The sequence below is a fragment of the Burkholderia pulmonis genome, assembly GCF_984667975.1.
Window position 1 is genome coordinate 361,727 of the sequence record NZ_OZ480188.1, and the last position, 20,730, is coordinate 382,456.

At 62.6% G+C, this 20,730-nt stretch carries 18 protein-coding genes; 11 read left to right on the forward strand and 7 right to left on the reverse strand.

Going from position 1 to position 20,730, the window contains the following annotated elements:
• Nucleotides 1–31: 31 nt before the first annotated feature.
• Nucleotides 32–769, reverse strand: coding sequence for a response regulator transcription factor (locus AC5LXK_RS33445; RefSeq protein WP_493394898.1), 738 nt, complete (start codon nt 767–769; stop codon nt 32–34).
• A gap of 522 nt (nt 770–1,291) precedes the next feature.
• On the opposite strand from AC5LXK_RS33445, the gene uvrA reads away from it, so the two are divergent.
• Nucleotides 1,292–7,186 (forward strand): excinuclease ABC subunit UvrA, encoded by a 5,895-nt coding sequence (gene uvrA, locus AC5LXK_RS33450; RefSeq protein WP_493394899.1) that lies wholly within the window; start codon nt 1,292–1,294, stop codon nt 7,184–7,186.
• 81 nt (nt 7,187–7,267) lie between these two features.
• On the opposite strand, the gene AC5LXK_RS33455 is transcribed toward uvrA, so the two are convergent.
• From AC5LXK_RS33455 to AC5LXK_RS33470, 4 genes are all read right to left on the reverse strand, one after another.
• Nucleotides 7,268–8,002 (reverse strand): ABC transporter substrate-binding protein, encoded by a 735-nt coding sequence (locus AC5LXK_RS33455; protein WP_493394900.1) that lies wholly within the window; start codon nt 8,000–8,002, stop codon nt 7,268–7,270.
• 201 nt (nt 8,003–8,203) lie between these two features.
• On the reverse strand, nt 8,204–9,202 hold the full coding sequence (locus tag AC5LXK_RS33460; protein WP_493394901.1) for a zinc-dependent alcohol dehydrogenase family protein: 999 nt from the start codon (nt 9,200–9,202) through the stop codon (nt 8,204–8,206).
• 61 nt (nt 9,203–9,263) lie between these two features.
• Nucleotides 9,264–9,566 (reverse strand): ArsR/SmtB family transcription factor, encoded by a 303-nt coding sequence (locus AC5LXK_RS33465; RefSeq protein WP_493394902.1) that lies wholly within the window; start codon nt 9,564–9,566, stop codon nt 9,264–9,266.
• Between the two features lie 289 nt (nt 9,567–9,855).
• Nucleotides 9,856–10,443, reverse strand: coding sequence for a hypothetical protein (locus AC5LXK_RS33470; protein ID WP_493394903.1), 588 nt, complete (start codon nt 10,441–10,443; stop codon nt 9,856–9,858).
• 344 nt (nt 10,444–10,787) lie between these two features.
• Between AC5LXK_RS33470 and AC5LXK_RS33475 the strand changes: the two genes are divergently transcribed.
• The 5 genes from AC5LXK_RS33475 (at nt 10,788) to AC5LXK_RS33495 (ending at nt 14,063) form a co-directional block, all read left to right on the forward strand.
• Nucleotides 10,788–11,075 (forward strand): alpha/beta fold hydrolase, encoded by a 288-nt coding sequence (locus tag AC5LXK_RS33475; protein ID WP_493394904.1) that lies wholly within the window; start codon nt 10,788–10,790, stop codon nt 11,073–11,075.
• A 210-nt stretch (nt 11,076–11,285) separates the two neighbouring features.
• On the forward strand, nt 11,286–12,242 hold the full coding sequence (locus AC5LXK_RS33480) for an alpha/beta hydrolase family protein (RefSeq protein ID WP_493394905.1): 957 nt from the start codon (nt 11,286–11,288) through the stop codon (nt 12,240–12,242).
• A 117-nt stretch (nt 12,243–12,359) separates the two neighbouring features.
• A complete protein-coding gene (locus tag AC5LXK_RS33485; protein ID WP_493394906.1) occupies nt 12,360–12,950 on the forward strand; it encodes a DUF6886 family protein in 591 nt (196 codons plus the stop codon).
• A gap of 453 nt (nt 12,951–13,403) precedes the next feature.
• On the forward strand, nt 13,404–13,787 hold the full coding sequence (locus AC5LXK_RS33490) for an ATP-dependent protease (protein ID WP_493394907.1): 384 nt from the start codon (nt 13,404–13,406) through the stop codon (nt 13,785–13,787).
• Between the two features lie 12 nt (nt 13,788–13,799).
• The gene (locus AC5LXK_RS33495) at nt 13,800–14,063 is read left to right on the forward strand and encodes a hypothetical protein (RefSeq protein WP_493394908.1); all 264 of its coding nucleotides are present in this window, start codon (nt 13,800–13,802) and stop codon (nt 14,061–14,063) included.
• Between the two features lie 73 nt (nt 14,064–14,136).
• On the opposite strand, the gene metC is transcribed toward AC5LXK_RS33495, so the two are convergent.
• On the reverse strand, nt 14,137–15,297 hold the full coding sequence (gene metC, locus AC5LXK_RS33500) for a cystathionine beta-lyase (protein ID WP_493394909.1): 1,161 nt from the start codon (nt 15,295–15,297) through the stop codon (nt 14,137–14,139).
• A gap of 237 nt (nt 15,298–15,534) precedes the next feature.
• On the opposite strand from metC, the gene AC5LXK_RS33505 reads away from it, so the two are divergent.
• The 5 genes from AC5LXK_RS33505 (at nt 15,535) to AC5LXK_RS33525 (ending at nt 20,054) form a co-directional block, all read left to right on the forward strand.
• Nucleotides 15,535–16,302 carry an AraC family transcriptional regulator gene (locus AC5LXK_RS33505; RefSeq protein WP_493394910.1) on the forward strand — a complete coding sequence of 256 codons (768 nt, stop codon included), beginning with the start codon at nt 15,535–15,537 and terminating at the stop codon, nt 16,300–16,302.
• A 377-nt stretch (nt 16,303–16,679) separates the two neighbouring features.
• Nucleotides 16,680–17,483, forward strand: coding sequence for a hypothetical protein (locus tag AC5LXK_RS33510; RefSeq protein WP_493394911.1), 804 nt, complete (start codon nt 16,680–16,682; stop codon nt 17,481–17,483).
• A 221-nt stretch (nt 17,484–17,704) separates the two neighbouring features.
• Nucleotides 17,705–17,986, forward strand: coding sequence for a DUF6881 domain-containing protein (locus AC5LXK_RS33515; protein WP_493394912.1), 282 nt, complete (start codon nt 17,705–17,707; stop codon nt 17,984–17,986).
• A gap of 396 nt (nt 17,987–18,382) precedes the next feature.
• Complete coding sequence (locus AC5LXK_RS33520; protein ID WP_493394913.1) at nt 18,383–18,877, forward strand: hypothetical protein; 495 nt, start codon at nt 18,383–18,385, stop codon at nt 18,875–18,877.
• 313 nt (nt 18,878–19,190) lie between these two features.
• Nucleotides 19,191–20,054: an LD-carboxypeptidase gene (locus AC5LXK_RS33525; RefSeq protein WP_493394914.1), complete on the forward strand. Its 864-nt coding sequence runs from the start codon at nt 19,191–19,193 to the stop codon at nt 20,052–20,054.
• Nucleotides 20,055–20,202: 148 nt separating this feature from the next.
• On the opposite strand, the gene AC5LXK_RS33530 is transcribed toward AC5LXK_RS33525, so the two are convergent.
• The gene (locus tag AC5LXK_RS33530) at nt 20,203–20,664 is read right to left on the reverse strand and encodes a Rid family hydrolase (protein ID WP_493394915.1); all 462 of its coding nucleotides are present in this window, start codon (nt 20,662–20,664) and stop codon (nt 20,203–20,205) included.
• Nucleotides 20,665–20,730 lie beyond the last annotated feature (66 nt).

Genomic DNA, 20,730 nt, shown 5'->3' on the forward strand with positions numbered 1-20,730 from the left:
GGCCATGCGGCCTACGACATGCCACGCATGCTCAAGCCTGATCCTCGACCAGCATGCCGGCGTCGCACGGCATGTCCGCCGACGCCTTGATCTGATCCAGCCGGTAACCCAGCGTATAGATGGCCGACAGTCGCAAGCCGTTCTCGACGCCGAGCTTCAGCTTTTGCCGGATCCGATAGATGTGCGTATCGAGCGAACGCGACTCCGTTCCGAGTTCGCGCCCCCAGGCCGTCGTAGCCAGCAACTCGCGGGACATGATCTTGCCGAGATTGTGAAACAGGCACGCGACGAGCTGAAATTCCTTCGTCGTCAATTCGATCCTGGTGTCGCGAAGCCGAACGGCGCGCTCCACCGGATCCAGTACGTATGCGCCCGCCCGGATCGGCTCGTCGCGCTTCACGTTCCGCGCGACCCGGCGCAACAGCGCGTTGACCCGTGCGGCGAGTTCTTCGGCGCGGAACGGCTTGCTCAGGTAGTCGTCGGCGCCGGCCTCCAGCGCCCTGACGACATCGAGTTCGTCGACACGGCTGGTCAGGAACAGCACCCCGTATTCGACATCGGCGCGCGTGCGAATCCAGTTCAGGACTTCGATTCCCGTCAGGCTGGGCAAGTGCCAGTCGAGCACGACTGCGTCGACCGACTCGGATCGTAGAAACCGCAACGCCTGTTCGCCGTCGACGACGACCTTGATCGTATGGCGGAACGGCGCCAGGGCGTTTTGTACTTCCTCGACCTGGACGGGATCATCCTCCACAACCAATATGCGCATTCATGCACCCCAATTATCGTGGTTCCTCGACCGGCGCCGGTCAACCTGCTTTTCGCGAGCAGGCAAACGTTTGCTTTTTGATTTCTGGAACAAGCGGCTAAGCAATATAAAGCAACGGTAATACATGCGATTGTGACATTTTGTGAATTCGTCATATGAAATGCGATGCAGGTAAAAAGGGGGATAACAAGCTGTCCCGGGGAAATTTTTACCAGCCCGGGTGGCGTGTCGAAATGGAAACCGAGGGTGATGAGCGGGGAGCGATCGGGACGGGGGCTCACCACGAAGATGGCGGGCAGAGGGCGGCGACGTGCCATGAATGACGACGGCGTGCGGCGACGATCTTTGCCCCTGCGGCGTCAATGGACTTCATGGAAAACTGTATGAATATACAGTATAGTACCCGTCGAACTCGAGCCGCACAGGTGCAACCCTTGCGGCACGTGCGCCGCCCCTGCGGGTATCCGCCGCAGCGTTCCGGCACCGTGAAATCCGGCTAACTCATTCAGACGGGCAGGCAAATTGTCATCCAGCAATCTGATCCGCATTCGCGGAGCACGTCAGCACAACCTCAAGAATCTCGATCTCGACCTGCGCACCGGCGAAATGACGGTCGTCACCGGCCCGTCGGGCTCCGGCAAGTCGAGTCTCGTGTTCGACACGCTGTACGCGGAAGGCCAGCGGCGCTACGTCGAGACGTTCAGCGCGTATGCGCGGCAGTTCCTCGACCGGATGGACCGCCCGCAGGTCGAGCGCGTCGACGGCGTGCCGCCCGCGATCGCGATCGACCAGACCAACCCGGTCCGCAGCTCGCGTTCGACCGTCGGCACGATGACCGAGCTGAACGATCACCTGAAGCTGCTGTACGCGCGCGCGGCCGAGCTGTTCGACCGCCAGACCGCGCGACGGGTGCGGCACGACACGCCGGAGACGATCTACGCGGATCTCGTCGCGCGCACGCAGGCGGACGATCCGCGCGTCGTCGTCACGTTCCCGGTCGAGTTGCCTGAAGCGGTGTCCGACGAGGAAATCGCGCAATGGCTGTCGGCGAGCGGCTATACGCGCGTGCAGGCGCAGCGCGAAGTCGCGTCGCCCACCGGGCCGCGCAAGCTGCTCGACGTGGTGGCCGACCGTTTCCGCGTGCAGCAGGCCGACAAGGTCCGTGTGGTCGAGGCGATCGAGGCGTCGCTGAAGCGCGGCGGCGGCCGCGTGAACGTTTACGTGCTGGCCGCGGAGGCGGAAAACGCGGCGGCCGAGCCGCAGGTGTGGCGCTTCTCCACCGGGCTCCACGATCCCGACAGCGACCTGCGCTACGCGGAGCCGCAAGCGGCGCTGTTCTCGTTCAATTCGGCGTACGGCGCGTGCGAAACCTGCCGCGGCTTCGGCCGCGTGATCGGCGTCGATCTCGGCCTCGTGATCCCCGACGCGCGCAAGACGCTGCGCGGCGGCGCGATCAAGCCGATGCAGACACCGGCATGGAAAGAGTGCCAGGACGACCTGATGCGCTACGCGGCGAAGGCCGGCATCCGGCGCGACGTGGCCTGGTCCGAGCTGACCGAGGCCGAGCGCGACTGGGTCGTCAACGGCTCGCCGGACTGGGACGGCAAGTGGCAGAGCCAGTGGTACGGCGTGAAGCGCTTCTTCGGCTATCTCGAATCGAAAGCGTACAAGATGCACATCCGTGTGCTGCTGTCGAAATACCGCAGCTACACGCCGTGCGACGTGTGCGGCGGCGCGCGCCTGAAGACGGAATCGCTGCAATGGCGGCTCGGCTCGAAAGAGAACGCCGACGGCGTGCTCGCGCCGGCCGGTCGCTTCATGCCGCGCGGCGTCGACTGGAGCCGCGCGCAGCTTGAAGCGCTGCCGGGCCTGACCGTGCACGACCTGATGCTGCTGCCGATCGAGCGTATCCGCCGCTTCTTCGACGGCATCAGCCTGCCGAGCGCGCTGCTCGACGACGCACTGAAGCTGCTGCTCGCCGAAGTGCGCACGCGCCTGAAATACCTGTGCGACGTGGGGCTCGGCTACCTGACGCTCGACCGGCAGAGCCGCACGCTGTCGGGCGGCGAGGTGCAGCGGATCAACCTGACGACGGCGCTCGGCACGTCGCTCACGAAAACCCTGTTCGTGCTCGACGAACCGAGCATCGGGCTGCATCCGCGCGATCTCACGCGGATCGTCGAGGCGATGCAGCGGCTGCGCGATGCGGGCAATACGCTGGTCGTCGTCGAGCACGATCCGTCGGTGATGCTCGCGGCCGACCGGCTGATCGACATGGGGCCCGGCCCGGGTGAACGCGGCGGCACGATCGTCTACGACGGCACGCCGGCCGACATCCGTTCGGCGCACACGCTGACGGGCGAGTATCTCGGCGGCCGCAAGCACGTTGCGCATGCATCGAACTGGGCGCGCCGCGTGGTCGATGCGAATACGCCGCGTATCGTGCTCGAAGGGGCGAGCGAACACAACCTGCGCGACGTGACGGTCGAGATTCCGTTGCAGCGGCTCGTCTGCGTGACGGGCGTGTCGGGCTCCGGCAAATCCACGCTGCTGCAGGACGTGCTGTATCCGGCGATGGCGCGGCACCACGGCAAGGCGACCGAGTCGCCGGGCGCGTACCGCAGCCTCTCGGGCGCCGACCAGGTCGGCGACGTCGTGTTCGTCGACCAGTCGCCGATCGGCAAGACCACGCGCTCGAACCCGGCAAGCTACGTCGGCGCGTTCGACGAAATCCGCAAGCTGTTCGCGAAGGCACCGCTCGCGCTGCAGCGCGGCTACGGCGCCGGCACGTTCAGCTTCAACTCGGGCGACGGCCGTTGCCCGACCTGCGGCGGTTCGGGCTTCGAACACATCGAAATGCAGTTCCTGAGCGACGTCTACCTGCGCTGCCCGGACTGCGACGGCAGCCGCTACCGCGCCGAGATTCTCGAAGTGCGCATCGAGCGCAACGACCGCGCGCTGAACATCGCCGACGTGCTCGACCTGACCGTCAGCGAAGCGGCCGCGTTCTTCGCGACCGATGCCGAAGTGTTGCGCGTGCTGCAGCCGATCGTCGACGTCGGCCTCGAATACGTGAAGCTCGGCCAGCCGGTGCCGACGCTGTCGGGCGGCGAAGCGCAGCGGCTGAAGCTTGCCGGTTTCCTCGCCGAATCCGCGGCGGCGGCCAACGGGCGCCGGGTCGCGACGGAGGAGGCGCGCATCGCGCGCGCGAAGCTGTTCATGTTCGACGAGCCGACCACCGGGCTGCACTTCGACGACATCGCGAAGCTGATGCAGGCGTTTGGCAAGCTGCTCGCGGCCGGCCATTCGCTGATCGTGATCGAGCACAACCTCGACGTGATCCGCGCGGCCGACTGGCTGATCGATCTCGGCCCGGAAGGCGGCGACGGCGGCGGTCTCGTGCTGTGCGCGGGCACGCCCGACGACGTGAAGGGCTGCGCCGAATCGCATACGGGCGTGGCGCTGTTGCAATACGACCGCGCGATGGATGCCGAAGCCGCGCTTGCCGACGAAGGCGTGCCGCTGCAGGCCGCGCTGAATGCCGCGCGCGAGCGCCGCGCGATCGAAGGCGAGGACGTCGTGCGGATCGTCAACGCGCGCGAGCACAACCTGAAGGCGCTCGACGTCGACATTCCGCACGGCAAGTTCAACGTGATCACCGGCGTGTCGGGTTCCGGCAAGTCGACGCTCGCGTTCGACATCCTGTTCCACGAAGGCCAGCGCCGCTACCTCGAATCGCTGAACGCGTATGCGCGCTCGATCGTGCAGCCGGCCGGCCGCCCCGAAGTCGACGCGGTGTACGGCATCCCGCCGACCGTCGCGATCGAGCAGCGGCTGTCGCGCGGCGGGCGCAAGAGCACGGTCGCGACCACGTCCGAGGTCTGGCACTTCCTGCGGCTGCTGTACGTGAAGCTCGGCCTGCAGCATTGCATTCACGACGGCACGCCGGTCACGTCGCAATCGGTCGAATCGATCGCCGCGCAGCTGCTGCGCGATCATCGTGGCGAACACGTCGGGCTGCTCGCGCCGCTCGTCGTGAACCGCAAGGGCGTGTACACGGATCTCGCGAAGTGGGCGAAGGCGCGCGGCAGTACGCATCTGCGTGTCGACGGCGAGTTCGTGCCGGTCGACCCGTGGCCGAAGCTCGACCGCTTCCGCGAGCACACGATCGAATTGCCGGTCGCCGATCTCGTCGTGTCGCCGGACAACGAGGCCGAGTTGCGGCGCAAGCTCGACGAGACGCTCGAGCTCGGCAAGGGCGTGATGCACCTGCTCGCGCCGCTCGACGGGCTGCATGATGCGATGCAGGGCGATCGGTCGACCGCGCGTGTCGGCACGGTCAAGGTGCTGTCGGTCAAGCGCGCGTGCCCGGTGTGCGGCACGAGCTATCCGGAGCTGGACCCGCGGATGTTCTCGTACAACAGCAAGCACGGCTGGTGCACGACCTGTGTCGGCACCGGCGTCACGCTCACGCGCGAACAGCGCGCCGCGTACGACGACACCGTGCTCGCCGAGGACGGCCGCGGCCGCGAACAGACGCTGCCGTCGGACGAGCAGGAACCGGAAGGCGTCGGCAACGAGCCGTGCCCGGATTGCGGCGGCACGCGGCTGAACCCGTCCGCGCGCGCGGTCACGTTCGATGCGCATCCGATCGTCGAGGTCGCGCAGTGGACGGTGTCGGACACGCGCCGCTGGATCGACGGGCTGGAACTCACCGGGCGCGATGCGCAGATCGCGCGCGACATCGTCAGCGAGATCGGCAGCCGCCTCGCGTTTCTCGAGGAAGTCGGGCTCGGCTACCTGAGCCTCGACCGCGCGGCGCCGAGCCTGTCGGGCGGCGAAGCGCAGCGCATCCGGCTCGCCGCGCAGCTCGGCAGCAACCTGCAGGGCGTCTGCTACGTGCTCGACGAACCGACGATCGGCCTGCATCCGCGCGACAACCAGATCCTGCTGGACGCGCTGCGCAAGCTCGGCGACAAGGGCAATACGCTCGTCGTCGTCGAACATGACGAAGACACGATCCGCCGTGCCGATCACATCATCGACGTCGGCCCGGGCGCCGGCAAGCGCGGCGGCACGCTGGTCGCGCAGGGCGCGGTTGCCGATCTCGCCGCGCAGTCGGATTCGGTCACGGGGCGGCTGCTCGCGCAGCCGATGACGCACCCGCTGCAGCCACGCCGCAGCGTGAGCCTGCCGGGCAAGAAGGGCGGCGATGCCGTGCCGGAAGCGTGGCTGACCGTGCACGGCGCACGGCTGCACAACCTGCGCGACGTCACGGTCGGCATTCCGCTCGCGCGGCTCGTCGCGGTGACGGGCGTCAGCGGCTCGGGCAAGTCGACGCTCGCGCGCGACGTGCTGATGACGAACCTGCTCGACGCGGTCGGCCGTTCGGTGCTGTCGTCGCCGGCCACGCGGCGTGCGCGCAAGGCCGTGCAGCAGGACACGCCGGCGGTCAACCGCCGCTCGAGCGTGCTGGCGCGCAGTGCGCCGCGGCCGTCGCTGAACGTCACGCATGCGTGGCAGGGCTGCGAGTCGCTGAGCGGCTGGGAGCAGATCGATCGCGTGCTCGAAGTCGACCAGACGCCGATCGGCAAGACGCCGCGTTCGTGTCCGGCCACCTACATCGGCGTGTGGGACACGATCCGCAAGCTGTTCGCGGATACGCTGGAGGCGCGCGCACGCGGCTATACGGCGTCGCGGTTCTCGTTCAATACCGGCGACGGGCGCTGCCCCGCTTGCGAAGGGCAGGGCGTACGCACGATCGGCATGAGCTTCCTGCCCGACGTGAAGGTGCCGTGCGACGTGTGCCACGGGCAGCGCTTCAACCCGGAAACGCTCGCCGTCACGTGGCGCGGCCGGAACATCGGCGACGTGCTGACGATGGAGATCGACGAGGCTGTTGAATTCTTCGCGCCGATCTCGAACATCGCGCATCCGCTGCAGCTGATGAAGGATGTCGGGCTCGGTTACCTGACGCTCGGCCAGCCGTCGCCGACGCTGTCCGGCGGCGAGGCGCAGCGCATCAAGCTCGTCACCGAGCTGACGAAGGTACGGGACGACATCACGCGGCGCGGGCAGAAGGCGCCGCACACGCTGTACGTGCTCGACGAGCCGACGGTCGGCCTGCACATGGCGGACGTCGCGAAGCTGATTCGCGTGCTGCACCGGCTCGTCGATGCAGGGCACAGCGTCGTCGTGATCGAGCATGACCTCGACGTGATCGCGGAAGCCGACTGGATCATCGATCTCGGGCCGGAAGGCGGCGTGGGCGGCGGCACGATCGTCGCGGCGGCGCCGCCGGAAGCGCTCGCGAAGGTGAGCGCGAGCCATACGGGGCACGCGCTGAAGCCGGTGCTGGCGCGTATCGCGGCGGATGATGGCGAAACGGAGCGACAGGGGGAAGCGCGCGTCGGTTGAGTGCGACGTTTCCGGTCAGTCAACGGCCCCGGTGTCTCGACAGACACCGGGGCCGTTTTTACATCGTCGTGCGGCGTTCGGTCAGGCAGCCGGCGCGACCGATGCGCCCGTGATGCCGTGCCGGCGCAGCGAATCCGCGACGAAGCCCGATGCCTTCATTTCTTCGACGAATGCGTTCAACACGGCGGCGGCAGCGTCGCCGCGGCTCTTCGGCACGCCCATCGCCTGGCGGATCACCATGAAGCGCTCGTCGAGCAGGCGCAGGCCGGTCGTTTTCGCGGCGTCGGCTTCGAGTTGCTGCTTCACGCCGGCGGCCACTTCCAGCTTTTGTTCGAGAAACGTCGGCACGACGGCCGGCGACGTCGGGGCGCGCACGATCTGTGCCGCTTTCAGTTCGCGAGTGAGGAACAGATCGTATGCGCTGCCGTTGCCGACGGCCACGCGGTTGTGCGGCTGGTCGACGTCCGCGTTGGTGAGGATCGGCGAAGCGTCGGGCACGAGATAGAAGCCTTCGATCAGCACATACGGCGCGGTGAACGCGACCGTTTCGCCGCGCAACGGATCGACCGCGAAGAAGCCGAAATCGGCGCGCTCGTCGGTCAGCGCCTGCACCGACTTGCCGGCGGCGTCGAACACCACCAGTTCCAGCTCGGCCGACAGGCGCGCCGCGAACGCGCGCGCGAGGTCGATCGAGACGCCGAACGGTTCGCCCGAGGCAGGGTCGCGGTTTGCGAGGATCGGGTTGCCGAGGTTGATCGACGCGCGGAGCTTGCCGGTGGGGGTGAAGGCGGAGACGACTGAAGGGGCGACGGACATGAGCGGGCTCGCTGGAGGCATGGGGCGACGGGGCGACGATGGCGGCGCAACAGTGCGCCGATGTCGAGCTTATCATCCGGACGTCAGCGGGTAGCGTGTCATGGGGGCGTGCCTGCTTCGACACGTCGATCGACGCGCCGAGCCGGACCGCCCGCTTCATGGCCGGTCGCTACCTTGTCCGGATGGCGCCGGGCGGTTCGGTTATTCGTTCGGGTTCTGGCCGGGAACGAGATGAGCCGACGGCGCGACCGCAATCGCGATTTTTCCGCGAACCCCGTTGTCGGGGCGTTCCAGCCGGGCATGGGCGAGCGGGATGTCGGCAAGCGAATAGACGGCGCCCACGTGCGGCCGCAACTGGCCGCGCTGGACCAATGCGCTCAACTCGTCGAGTTTGCCGCGGTTTTGCCGCGTGAAAACGAAGTGATAGCTCGCGTTCTTGCCCCAGGCCTGCAGGACGTTCTGCGGTTGGGCAAGGTCCACGATCGTGACGACGCGGCCCAGTTGCGCGAGCGCGTCGGGACTGCGCGACAAGGTGTTGCCGCCGATGGTATCGAATACGACATCGACGCCGCGGCCACCTGTTTCGCGCAGGATGGCGTCGACATAATCTTCCCGGGTGTAGTCGATGATCACATCGGCGCCCAGGCTGCGTGCGAACGCGGCGTTGGCTTCGCGCACGGTCGTGAATACCTTCGCGCCGATGGCTTTTGCGAGCTGGATCGCCACATGGCCGACGCCGCCCGCGCCGCCGTGTACCAGAATGCTTTCCCCCACCCGGAGCGCCGCGCGCACGACCAGCGCCTCCCACGCCGTCCCGCCAACCAGCGTCAGGCTTGCCGCTTCGAGATGGCTCAGCGACGACGGCTTCTTCCCGACGATGCGTTCCGCCGCGACGTGGTATTCGGCATAGCTCCCCGGGCCGTCGAATATCTGCGGGGTGTACCAGACTTCATCTCCGGGGGAGAAGGTCGTGACCCCGGGCCCGACTGTTTCGACGACGCCGGATACGTCGTGTCCGGTAATGGCCGGCAACGGCACCAGGTCGCGATAGTCGCCCCGTCGGACCTGGTAATCCAGCGGATTGATGGAGGTCGCATGTACGCGGACCAGCACCTGTCCCGCGAGGGGCACCGGTTTGGGCACGTCGCCCAGCTCGAACGATTCCGGGCCGCCAAACGACTTGAGTTGCATTGCTTGCATCGCACATCCTCACTTCGATAAAAAGGGATATCGGGAATTATCGATATATCGGGGCAAAAAATTACAGCTCCTTGCCGATGATCGCGGCAAGGGCGCGGATGGCTGCTTCATTGCGCTTGTAGTAGGTCCACTGGCCGATGCGCCTGACTTCGACCAGGCCGGCACGCTGGAGCGTGGCCAGGTAGTCGGACACCGTGGACTGCGACAGGCCGACACCTTCCTGGATGCTGCTGACGCACACGCCCACCGTGTGAACGTCCCCTTCGTCCTGCGGAGGGAAGTTCTTCACGGGATCCTTCAAACCCTGCAGGATTTCAAGGCGGGTACGGTTGGAGAGGGCTTTGAAGATGTCGAGCAAGTCCATGGCGGGATCATATCGAAATTTAGCGATATGTCAATGCGAAAGCCGGTCGCAGCATCAGAGGGTGTTCGCGCGGCGATCCGAAGCGCTGCGCTTCAGGACGCTCGACTGAGTGCCGGAAAGCGCAGCGGTCGCCGCACCCTGCGTGCGGCGCTTTCAAGTGGCCTCGTCGCACAATGTGCAGGAACCGCTGTATTGGCGGGGGATGCGGCAAGCTGGATGCTCACGTGACCGGGAAAGGTTGCTTTAACCGGACGACCGGTCAAAAGCGAATCCGGGATGGGGCGCCGAGTTAGGTTATGCATGGCTTCTCATACCTCGGGGCGTTATAAACCTGGCCGGAAAGATTTCTTGATACTTCTGCATAACGCTTAAATTGTTCTCGATTGCTTAATAGCGCGGCCAGAACTACCTTGTAATCTTTACTGTATCGATCTGGTCCGAAAACAGCGTACATGCAAGTAAGCGACTGATCGACCGCTCGCATTCCCGTTAATGCACCTTCGCGGGTGCCGCCGATGTCGAGTTGATATTGTTGAGCTTGTGCGAACTGCATCATTGCAGCCCGCTCCTGAGGGTTGGAGTATTTTTCATCGATGAGTTTCTTGATATCAGGTCGGACGGGTGGGAGTTTGGCGGTTTGATCTGTACTTTCGGCAGCACTGACTGGCCTGTCGCTAACAGCATTCTCGGGCTTGGCGGTGCGTTCCCCAGCATGAATGCTGTCTCGTGGCGTTGCATGGTCAGTCGGAGTGGAGTGAAGGAGGTATGGTGCAACACTGCTCTCGGCTGCATAAGCGCTGCGATCCAGTGAGAGCCACGCACCGATCGACGTGGCTGCCCCTACCCCGAGTAGTACCGCAAATTCGTATTTTTTCATCACGTTGAATTTCGGCTTTCAATTTATTGTTAAGTCAGTCTATACGCGTGGGGGAGGATTGGTAGAGGGGTTGAGAAAATACTCTATTTGATCGAAATTAAACAAATTTATGCCGATGCCTGTAATCATTGCTTAAATTAATTAAGTGTATGGTTTTGCAGCAGTATCGACGTCCAGTTCCGGCTGCAATTTCCCGCATAAGCCATGCAGCACAACGGCCTGACAGCACGCGAGACTTCGGAAACTCTTGAAGTGAGGCTAGCCCAATTTCCGTCCCGGTCTTAGTTGGAAAGTTCCGGCTCTTCGGGGCGGGCCGAATCGGCCCGATCGGTGCACTGGCGGGCATGTTTGCGCGACAATCCGATGCAACGTTGACCCGCTCGGACCGGTGGTCGACGCTGGCAATGAGCACGATTCCAACACTTCTCATATGGGGCAGGGCAGATCGCTTCGTACCGCTCGATGTCGGACTTCGTATCGCCAAGCTGATGCCACATGCTCGATTCGAGTCGCTCGAAGGATGCGGGCATTTTCCGACACTGGAGCGGCCATCGATCTGCACCGATATTTCTCGACGCTGGCTCAGCGAGCAAGTTGTCGGCAGTCAAGTTCACGGTATGGAAGCCAGATGAGAAAAGAGCGAAGCCGTCTGGCGAGTTCGGCCATCAATCGCCATTCGCCTGCGCGGGAAGTCGGACATCTGAGCGGCCGCATCATCCGAAATCCCGCTCCTTGCGCAAGAGGATAAAATCGGGAGCTGGTCGAATTGAGTCTTTGAGCAGTTTCGGAGCGATACCGCCAATCTGGGTATTGAAAGCAAACAACTTGCTTCTCAAAACTACATGAAAACGTTCTTATCGGCCGTTCTGTTATGCCTGTCTGCAGCAGCTGCACACGCCGCCGGAATAAAGTTTGCGCAGATTCCGGCTGATGCCGACGGCCCGGCGTTAAAAGCGATCGTGTGGACACCGTGTGCGGAGCCTGACCGGGAGGTGCCGATCGGGCCTTATGTCCTGAAGGGGCGGCGCGACTGTCCGACCGCTGGCGAAAAGCTTCCCCTCGTTGTCATTTCACACGGCTATGGCGGATCGTACCTTGGCCACCGGGACCTGGCGGAGACGCTTGCCGACGCGGGCTTTGTCGTGGCGGCAATCAATCATCCAGGCGATTCGTTCTCCGACATGACCCGCGCCGACGATATGTCCGTGTTCGTCGAGCGGCCGACCGACATCAAGCGTCTTGTCGATTACATGTTGAGCGCCGCTTCCGACGCCGCCAGAATCGACCCGCAACGGATAGGTTTTTTTGGCTTTTCGCGCGGCGGCTACACGGGCCTGGTATTGGCCGGCGGTAATCCGAATTTCCCGCACGCCGATATTACGTGCCCGGACCCGGGAGCCCCGATTTGCAAACAGGTCCGAAGCGGAGCGATAGCCACGGATCACCTGACGCATGACGCGCGGATCAAAGCCTTTGTACTGGCGGACCCGTTCAACGCATTCCCGACCGCGGAGAGCCTGAAGAACGTGCAAGCGCCGGTTCAGCTTTGGGCTTCCCAGTACGGTGGCGCCGGCGTATTGCCGCGCAACGCTGATGCACTCGCCAGCATGCTTCCTCACAAGCCGGAATATCACATCGTTTCCAATGCGGCGCATTTTGCTTTTCTTGCTCCATGTTCTGCGGCAATGAGGAACAGTGAGCCGGGGCTCTGCGTCGATGCGAACGGCTTCGATCGGACAGTCTTTCACAAGCAGTTCAACGAAATGGCGCTTACGTTTTTCCAGGCGAATGTCCGGTAGATCCGAACGTGGTTGGCCAGACCGCGCGTGCCCGATGAGTCGGCTCGGCAACCGGCCATTGCGGGTTGAACGCTGTCGCTCTTGCGTCCTTGGGCGCGACAAGTGCATCGATGCGACATGACGACCCGCCTTTTTCACTTTAGCGACGACCCAGATATAGCGATATTCCATCCGCGTCCGATTCGCGTGGCGGTTGATCGCCCAGCGGGACAGGAATGGTTGAACGGGCCACTCGTCTGGGCAACGGACGAACCACACGACCTGTTGTATCTCTTCCCGCGCGATTGTCCACGGATTGTTGTCTGGCCTACGCCGTACACGACTGTAGAGGACCGATCCGCATGGTTCGGCGAAATGGTCAACCGTCGCGCGATCGCTCACGTGGAGCGCGCCTGGCTGGACCGTCTCGCGAGCGGTGCTATCTATCGTTATCACATGCCGCAGGAGCAGTTCGTCAATATCGATGATGTTGGGATGTGGGTGTCGGACTCGTCCGTCGTCCCGTCACATCTGGATATCCTGGACGATTTGATAGCGGAGCTGGAAGCGAGGAACGTCGAGCTACGCATCATGGACACTCTCCTCCCCCTGAAAGAAATCTGGCAAACGACCCTGCACGCCAGCGGGATCAGGCTACGGAATGCGCAGGGATGGGGAAAACCGGCGTGGACCCACTCGAAGCCCGGGAGACAGGTTGCCATCGAGTAGCGCCTGCGTTGATTTCCCGACGGGCAAGAAGTAGGGCGGATCGTCGAACAGGAGGATCGTGTCGCCCGGCGCCCCTTTTCAGGCAATCAACTGATCGCGTCGGGCCGTTTCGAGCCGGCAACGTACCACCGGGGAGGTATCCGTCGGAGTTCTGCTATCGTGAGCAATCCACGACCGGTGCCCGCATTGGCGCTTGAGTGCCGGCATGACGTTCGCGACGATACGCCCGAAACCTGTTCTGCGATCTGGCACGCCCGGTTGCTTTCATCGCTGTGCCTGCCGCGCGGAAAATGGGTATCCTGTCGCCCGTTTGGCCCCGATGAGCGGCGCACTCGAACGCGTGAACCTCCCGATCAAAGGGCCAAACGTCAGCGCCAGGGGGCGTGTTGCACCGTCCGGATTCGAGGCACCTGCCCGGGTGCGGCCCGTGCGACAACCAACATGAGAGATGGAATGACGACTACATTCGACGAGGCGACAACGGCGGCGATCGCCGAGTTTGCCCAACTGGATTTCTACACGGCGGTGCAAGCGATGCGCGCCGAGGCTGATTACGACCACGAACGAGACCAGTGGATCTCGCGCTACATCGACGAGCAAGGTGGCGGCGCGGACGATGCCGCATACGATGCCTTGCACGCGCAGGCCCAGGCAACCCCGGAATACGCGCAGTTCATCGAGGCGATTCGCCGGGAACTCCTGGAATACTTCGGCGTGACCGACGATCAACTCGACTGGACGGTCCTGCTGCGCGATGACGACAGCGATGAGCTTTGGGCGGAAGTCAACCGGCAGCGGAGCGCGCTGGGAACCGGTGAAGTGCGCGGGGATCTCTGACCAATGCTTGCCATGGGTCTCAAGTCGTGCCGGGTGCAGGATTCGAGTCAGGTCAGTCGCGTGGTACGCCGGGCGCTGGTCTTCCACCCGAAAGTCTGTATCGTCCGCCTCGACGAGGACCCAGGCGAAGGTGATGCGATGGAATCGGCGGTTGTCGGAGCCAATGGCGGAAACACAGCCGAACCTGTCGCCATGTTCGTTCCGGGTTTCGTCGGGGATACACTCAAGCGCATGCGCGATCCAGCGGGCGTCATCGTCGTCTGCACCGCAGCTTGAAAACCGCCATTAGCACGAGTTGTATGGCGTCGTCGAACTTGCACGACCATGCTTCCTCGCGCCCAATCAAACGTCAAACTGCGCCGGTCATCGCCGTGAACGCCTCTTCGAGGTCGGTTCGAAGGTCTTCCGGGTTTTCAAGACCAATGTGCAGCCGTACCAGGCGACCCTCGTCAGCCTGATCGGCGCTGCGCAGATGATGAGGAATCGCAGGCATGACAAGGCTCTCGAAGCCGCCCCAACTCGTCCCCAACGCAAAGAGCTTAAGCGAGTCGATGAATCGCGCGAACGACGATTCATCGCATTTTGTCAGCTCGATCGTGAAGGGGCCTGCCGCGCCTGAAAACTGATTGCGCCAGAGGTCATGGCCAGGATCGGTATCGAGCGCAGGAAACAGTACGCGACGCACCTCCGGACGATCCTGCAACCATTCGGCTAGCGCCATGGCGGAAGCTTGATGCTGGCGCATCCGGACAGGCAGCGTCCTAATGCCACGGAGAGTAAGCCAGCAAGCGTCCGGGGCCGCGTGTGTGCCATTGAGGTCACATTGCACCCGCACTCTCTCGAGGGCGTCATGTGTTCCCGTGATCAGCCCGAGCAACAGATCGGAATGTCCGTTGATGTACTTTGTAGCCGCGTGGATCGAGAGGTCGACTCCAAGCGCGTGAGCCCTGAAAAACACCGGTGTACCCCATGTCGAGTCTGCTGCGACCGGAACCCCCGCCGTTTTTGCGGCGGCACAGATTTGGCGTATGTCATACATCTCCATGGTCAATGATGCCGGCGATTCGACGAAAATCAGGCTCGTCGTCTTTCGAATGAGCGCTTTGATGTCGTCAGTCGGACCATAGAACTCGACATCGGTCCCAGCAGGCCTCAATACCTTTTCGCAATAGGCCCTTGTCGGGCCGTACACGCCATCGCTGACCAGAACGTGGCGGCCAGGGCCGCTGAAGGTAGCCAGGACCGCGACGATCGCGGACAGGCCGCTGGTTGTCGCGATACACCCTTCGGTTTCCTCCACGGCAGCCATCATTCGCTGCAGTTCGAAAGTCGTCGCCGTGCCCGAGCGGCCATATCGCAGGGAGTCAAAGACCTTTTCCCCGTAGCCTTTCTTGAAGGTCGCGAGCGAGTCCGAGACGATGGTGGAAGCTCTCACGAGCGGTGGATTCACCGCGCGGACCGCGCTCGCAGTTTCTCTTCCTAGATGGAGGATTGCGGTTTCCTGTTTCATAAGTTCTGTCTCTTTAGGCGTGGTCCATCCGACTTCAGGTTTTGTACCCCAGTAAGGGTCGCGGGGTACCGGGCAACGAAGGGCTGATCGCGATCGCAAGTGACGGGAATCCGCACGGCGTGACTTCGAGGTCGGGGCGCCAGGGCGTGCACCGAGCGCGTGGATGTGCGTGCAATAATAGGCGCTCCTGAAAGGGCCTACTTTCGTAGTCGGGCCAGTTTCATACGAGAGTGGGTCATGGTTCGCCACATGCTGATCGATGTTGTTGACGACGCCGCAGCGACGATTATTGCGGTGGGGAATGACTACCCCGATGGCCACGTCATTCCGCTGCACGCTCATCGACGGGGTCTGCTGTTATGCGGCGCCTCGGGCACGCTCGTTACGACAACGTCGCGCGGATCATGGGTGATGCCACCGCGGCACGGCATGTGGATCCCACCGAAAATCGAGCACAGCGTGCGGGCCGTCGGATCCGTGCAGATGCAAAGTCTGTATCTGGAGCCAAGTGAGACGACGACAATGCCGGCAGAGGCACGGGTCGTCGCGATTACCCCGTTGCTGCGTCATCTCATCGCTGACGCGTTGGATCTTCCTGTCGACTACGCGCCAGGTACCCGGGCCAGTGCACTGATGACGTTGATTCATCACGAGGTGCTGCGTCTTGAGGTGTTGTCACTGTCGCTCCGTTATCCTGAACATCGGGCTCTCGCGGAACGCTGTCAGCGGTTTCTGCTCAATCCGAACATCTACGAGACCACCGACCAGTGGAGTGCCGACCTGCATATGAGCCGCCGCGCGTTTACGCGACTGTTCCGCGCGGAGACCAGTTTGAGTTTCATGGCGTGGCGGCAGCAGGCATGTCTAACGCATGCATTGACACTCCTGGCGTCGGGAACCTCCGTCACGACGGTGGCGTTGAAGTTGGGGTACGAGAGTCCGGCGGCGTTTTCCACGATGTTCAAAAAGGCACTAGGTGTCTCCCCACGCCTGTACGGCGGTTGAATCCATGAGCGAGCAAAGCGGGTCGGTTTGCAATTCTTTGGTCCGGCCGTCAACGCCACTGCCTACGATGACAGGCCGTGACCGACCGCGTCGGGGCGAGAGTGCCGATTCGCTGAGCCGGACAGCAGACGTTCGGTGCGGATGATCAGCGGAACGTCCGCAAGGTCGGGTCAAGTCGGCCTACCGCGGCCGACACGTGAACGCCTGCAACGGCGGGGCACTTGCTGCTCAGCGCGTAGGCACGGGGCCACTGATATCCGGTCAAGCAGCTGTTGAGGCTGCGCGGGTTCCAACGGCGGTAGCGGATCGATTGATCGCCATATCCTCCATGAAGCAATCGACCACTTGGAACTATACTGGGCAACCTGGAGGCCTCCATGACCGATCACGACAAACTGCATCCACTACGTCCTCTCCTGAAAAACTGGATTTGGGAACATGGTCGAATCGGGACTCGCTATCTGGACTGCGTTGATGGCGAAATCAGGTTTGACGAGGGCAAGAAGTCGCATTTCGCGGCCGAGAAATATATCTATGTGCCCCTTTGCCAGGGCGCTGAAGGCGATGCATCTGCGGAGGGGCCAGCGATCCACGAGGCTGGACTTGCCCGGTTTTTGCGGGCCGCGCAGTTGGGTACGCCGGAGGAAGCCGGTTCTGTAGCGGATGTGCAGCGCGCAGTGCAGGACTGCGTGGAGATTGGCCTGTTCAGCGCATATCAATGCGAAGCTCGAAAGGCGTTTGCCCGATACGCGCAGGAACCCATGTTCGACGACGAGATCCGCGCGGCGGTTGTCGACGACATCCGGGGTATTTACGCCGGCATGCGGGAGCAACTGGCGTTGTACGATTTCAGTGTGCTCCACGGCTTGCCCATGCCGCTGCTTATCGGCGACACGCCCTTCATCGACTGGCGCGTGCGTGCCAGTTCGGCACTTCCGTTTGTATCGCTGCCGCTGGGACCTTACTGCCTGCTGGTAGGCGCGCCGTCAGGCAGGAAAAGCCGAATTGCCCCGGTGGTCTGGAAGGCCGCTGCCGCGATGGGCCCGTTGAAGGATCACAACCGCCAAATCGAGGAGCAGGCACGACTGTGGCTGGTGGCGACCACGGATGACCAACTCGTCGCTGCGCAAAGCCGCATTGCTGCGGCCATCGGTTCCAGGCAAGGGAATGTGGAACCCTGACCGAAGTTGACCTAAGCAGATCGTCGGCGGTGGCTGAGTCATGAGCGGTAGTCCGTTGCTGCGTCGGGCGGTTACTGCCTACAAGTATCGCCGGATCACCGGGAATCCCTGCTTTGCTGTACGTTGCCATGCGGTAACGTCGCCATGCGGCCACGAACGGTCGCGATGCACTTCGTTAATAGTTTGCGTCCACCACGCTCGAACGAAAGGGCTCTGAACTCATGCAATTCGAATTCCTTGATGTTCAATGGCTCCATCATTTTGAAGCGGAACCCGCGCGTCTCGTCTCGGAGCTTGACGAACATCGCATGGAAACCCGGAAGCTCGAGTTTTTTAGGGATGGGCAGGTCGGCTATGCGTGCGCCGGCCACGCGACGTATGGGACTGCGCTAGGCCTGGTTCCCGTTCCGTCGCTCTCGGAGATCAATGCGGATCCCGAATTCGCTGGCGCCATGATTTCCTCAGCCGAGTTTGAAGCCCTATGGTCAACGCACGTGCGCTAATGCCAAGCGCGTAGCGCCGATTGGCCGCTTAGGGTCGGCAGCGGTCTATCGGAAACAGGGCGGCGTAGGTCTTGGCGTAGGATTGTGCACTGAACCTTGTCAGATAAGGCGCAGGTACTGCTGCATCATTGCGGTGACGGGTGACGGGTGACGGGTGACGGGTGACGGGTGACGGGTGACGGGTGCTGCGGTGGGGTGCGTGCTTATGTGACCGGAAAAAGTTGCTTTGGCTGCCGAGGTTTGCCAGTGGCTTTAATGTGAGGGAGCGAAGTTCGCCTGTCGGCCAATTTCCGATGATCATGACAGGCGATTGCCGACCAGCAAAGGTCGATCGACTTGTGACGTAGGATTGTCATCGATCGCGTTGCTCCATACGCGAGCTACGGGGGAGCCATCATGATCGAATTGCTTGAGCCCTTTTCTCGCCAAATGGCGGGAGACCTTCTCTCAGTCATCCCGAGTTGGAGGAGCCATTTCTCTATTGTTGCGAGCGCTGGCGAGAATTATTTCAATGTTCGGGTGCCGTCGCTCGCAGGATCGAAAGGTGGCCCCTTAGAAGTTTCTTCCTTGTACAACGACGAGGTGACAGTTTTCTATGCGGCAACCCATCGGCATTTCTTCTCCGTTCTGGGCAATGCTGACGAGGCCGGTGGTGCAGTCGAGTTCATCCGGAAGATACTCGACGAACAGCTTGCTGTGGTCTCATACATTTGCACGGGCGATTCAACTATACGAGATGGGGTTTTTTCAAGCGTCGCAGTTCCGGTGGACCAGATTCCACGCGCAAACTATGAGTATTACTACGCTACTTCGATGCGCGTGCGCTCTTGGAAGGGCACTTTCGATGCCGACTTCGCCGCCCCGTACGTCAGAGGCAAAGCCGACGGGTAGTAATGGGCGAGCGTAGGTCGTGGCGTAGGTTTGCGCGCTAAGTCTTGTCAAATAACGCGCAGGTACTGCTGCATCAACGGAGTGACGGGTGCAGGTGCTGCGTTGGGTTGCATTGCCATTTCACCGGGGCGCATTATGTCTCGTGCGTACGGCGGCTCGCGGTTCGCGACAATCGTTGCGTCAGAAGTGGCAAGAGGTAGGCAAGACGCAACGATTTCTGCTTTCAATGCGGAGACGGGCTCTGGTTGGAGCGCGACGACGTTCCGCTCAAATGCTTGGCACCGGCGACCGGTGAAACAACGGAGCAACCGACGTGATAGTGCAAGGTAAGCGGGTGGCCGTCGTGGCGCCGGCGGGCATTCCTGACAGGGATAACCTGGCGCGGGCCGTGTCGCTGCTGGAAAGTTGGGGGTTTTCCGTTTCTGTGGGCGCGCACGTAGCTGACCGGTTCCGGTATCTCGCGGGATCTCATCAGGATCGTATTGGCGATCTGCTTGCGGCGTTGTCAGACCCGGCAGTCGATATCGTCTGGATCGCACGCGCCGGCTATGGCTCTGCGCATGTGCTGCCCGCGCTGCCCACTACCGTGCCACGAGAGAAAACCGTAGTCGGCTTCTCCGATGCGACCGCGCTTTTCTGCGCGCTGAAGCAGATTCCCGGCATCAACGTAATTCACGGGCCGACGCTCAACGGCCTCGCGACGAAAGTTGACGAGGAGTCGCGCCTCAGCGTTCTGGGTGCGCTCACCGGGGGCTCGCCGACACCACTGCCACTCGAACGTCTGCATGGGTCGGCTGATTCGATCGGAGGGCCGCTTGTCGGCGGCAATCTCACGGTACTCGCGAGCATGGCCGGCAGCCGTTGGCAGCCTAGATTTCGCGACTCAATTGTCGTTCTGGAGGACGTTACTGAACTTGCATACCGCATTGACCGCAGCATCATGACGATGCGTCATGCCGGTATCCTCGATGGCGCACGCGCGATTGTGCTCGGCGACTTCATCCGCTGCCCGTTGCCAGCCGGGGCCAACTACTTACTCACAGACGTTCTGCTGGACGTGCTGGCGCCGCTCGGCGCCCCAATCTATGGGGGCCTTCCCGTGGGTCATGGTCAGCGCAATCTGTCATGGGTGGTTGGACGGCCTGCCGAGATCCGCGGAGGCATATTGCTGCGATAGCTTTGCCCTCCGCACACCCTGTCCGATCGTCGATTGTCGGGCAGCGGACGGGATTCGGCCATGAACCGCCCATCGACTGACTGCCGCGCCTGGATTGTCGATAACGAATCAGAATCGATGAAAAAAGGTCAGATCGATGGTGGTGCGATCAGACCTTCACGACCTTCGACGCTGTCACGGTCACTTCGACCAACCACCCTGGTTCGACAAGCCCCACTACCTGTGCACGAGTCCGGGTGGGCAGATGAGGTTGCGCTGCCGAGCCGAAATACTCGGCATAGACGCTCGAAAAACTGCCGTAGCCTGGCACACCATTTTCCCCGGGATCGGCAACGAAAAGAGCCTGTACGGTAGTCACGTCGCCTAACGTATACCCTTTACCTTCGAGGATTCGCTGAATTTGATCCAACACGCTTTTCGTTTGCGTTTTCAAATCGCCGAAATAGCTTACCGTGTGCGGATCGGCGTCGAGATTCGCCGGCAGCGCGCCCACCCCACTCAACGTGATAGTTTTCGCGTTCGCGGGGACCTCAATTGCTTCCGAAAATTCTCGTGCCCACGATGCTTCGAGGTGCGCGGGGGTATGGTGTCGCACAATGGCGTCGCTCATCAGGTACTCCAATGTGATGCCGATTGACATGATGCCGTCAGTCGCGCGCACCAACCACGCGTGACG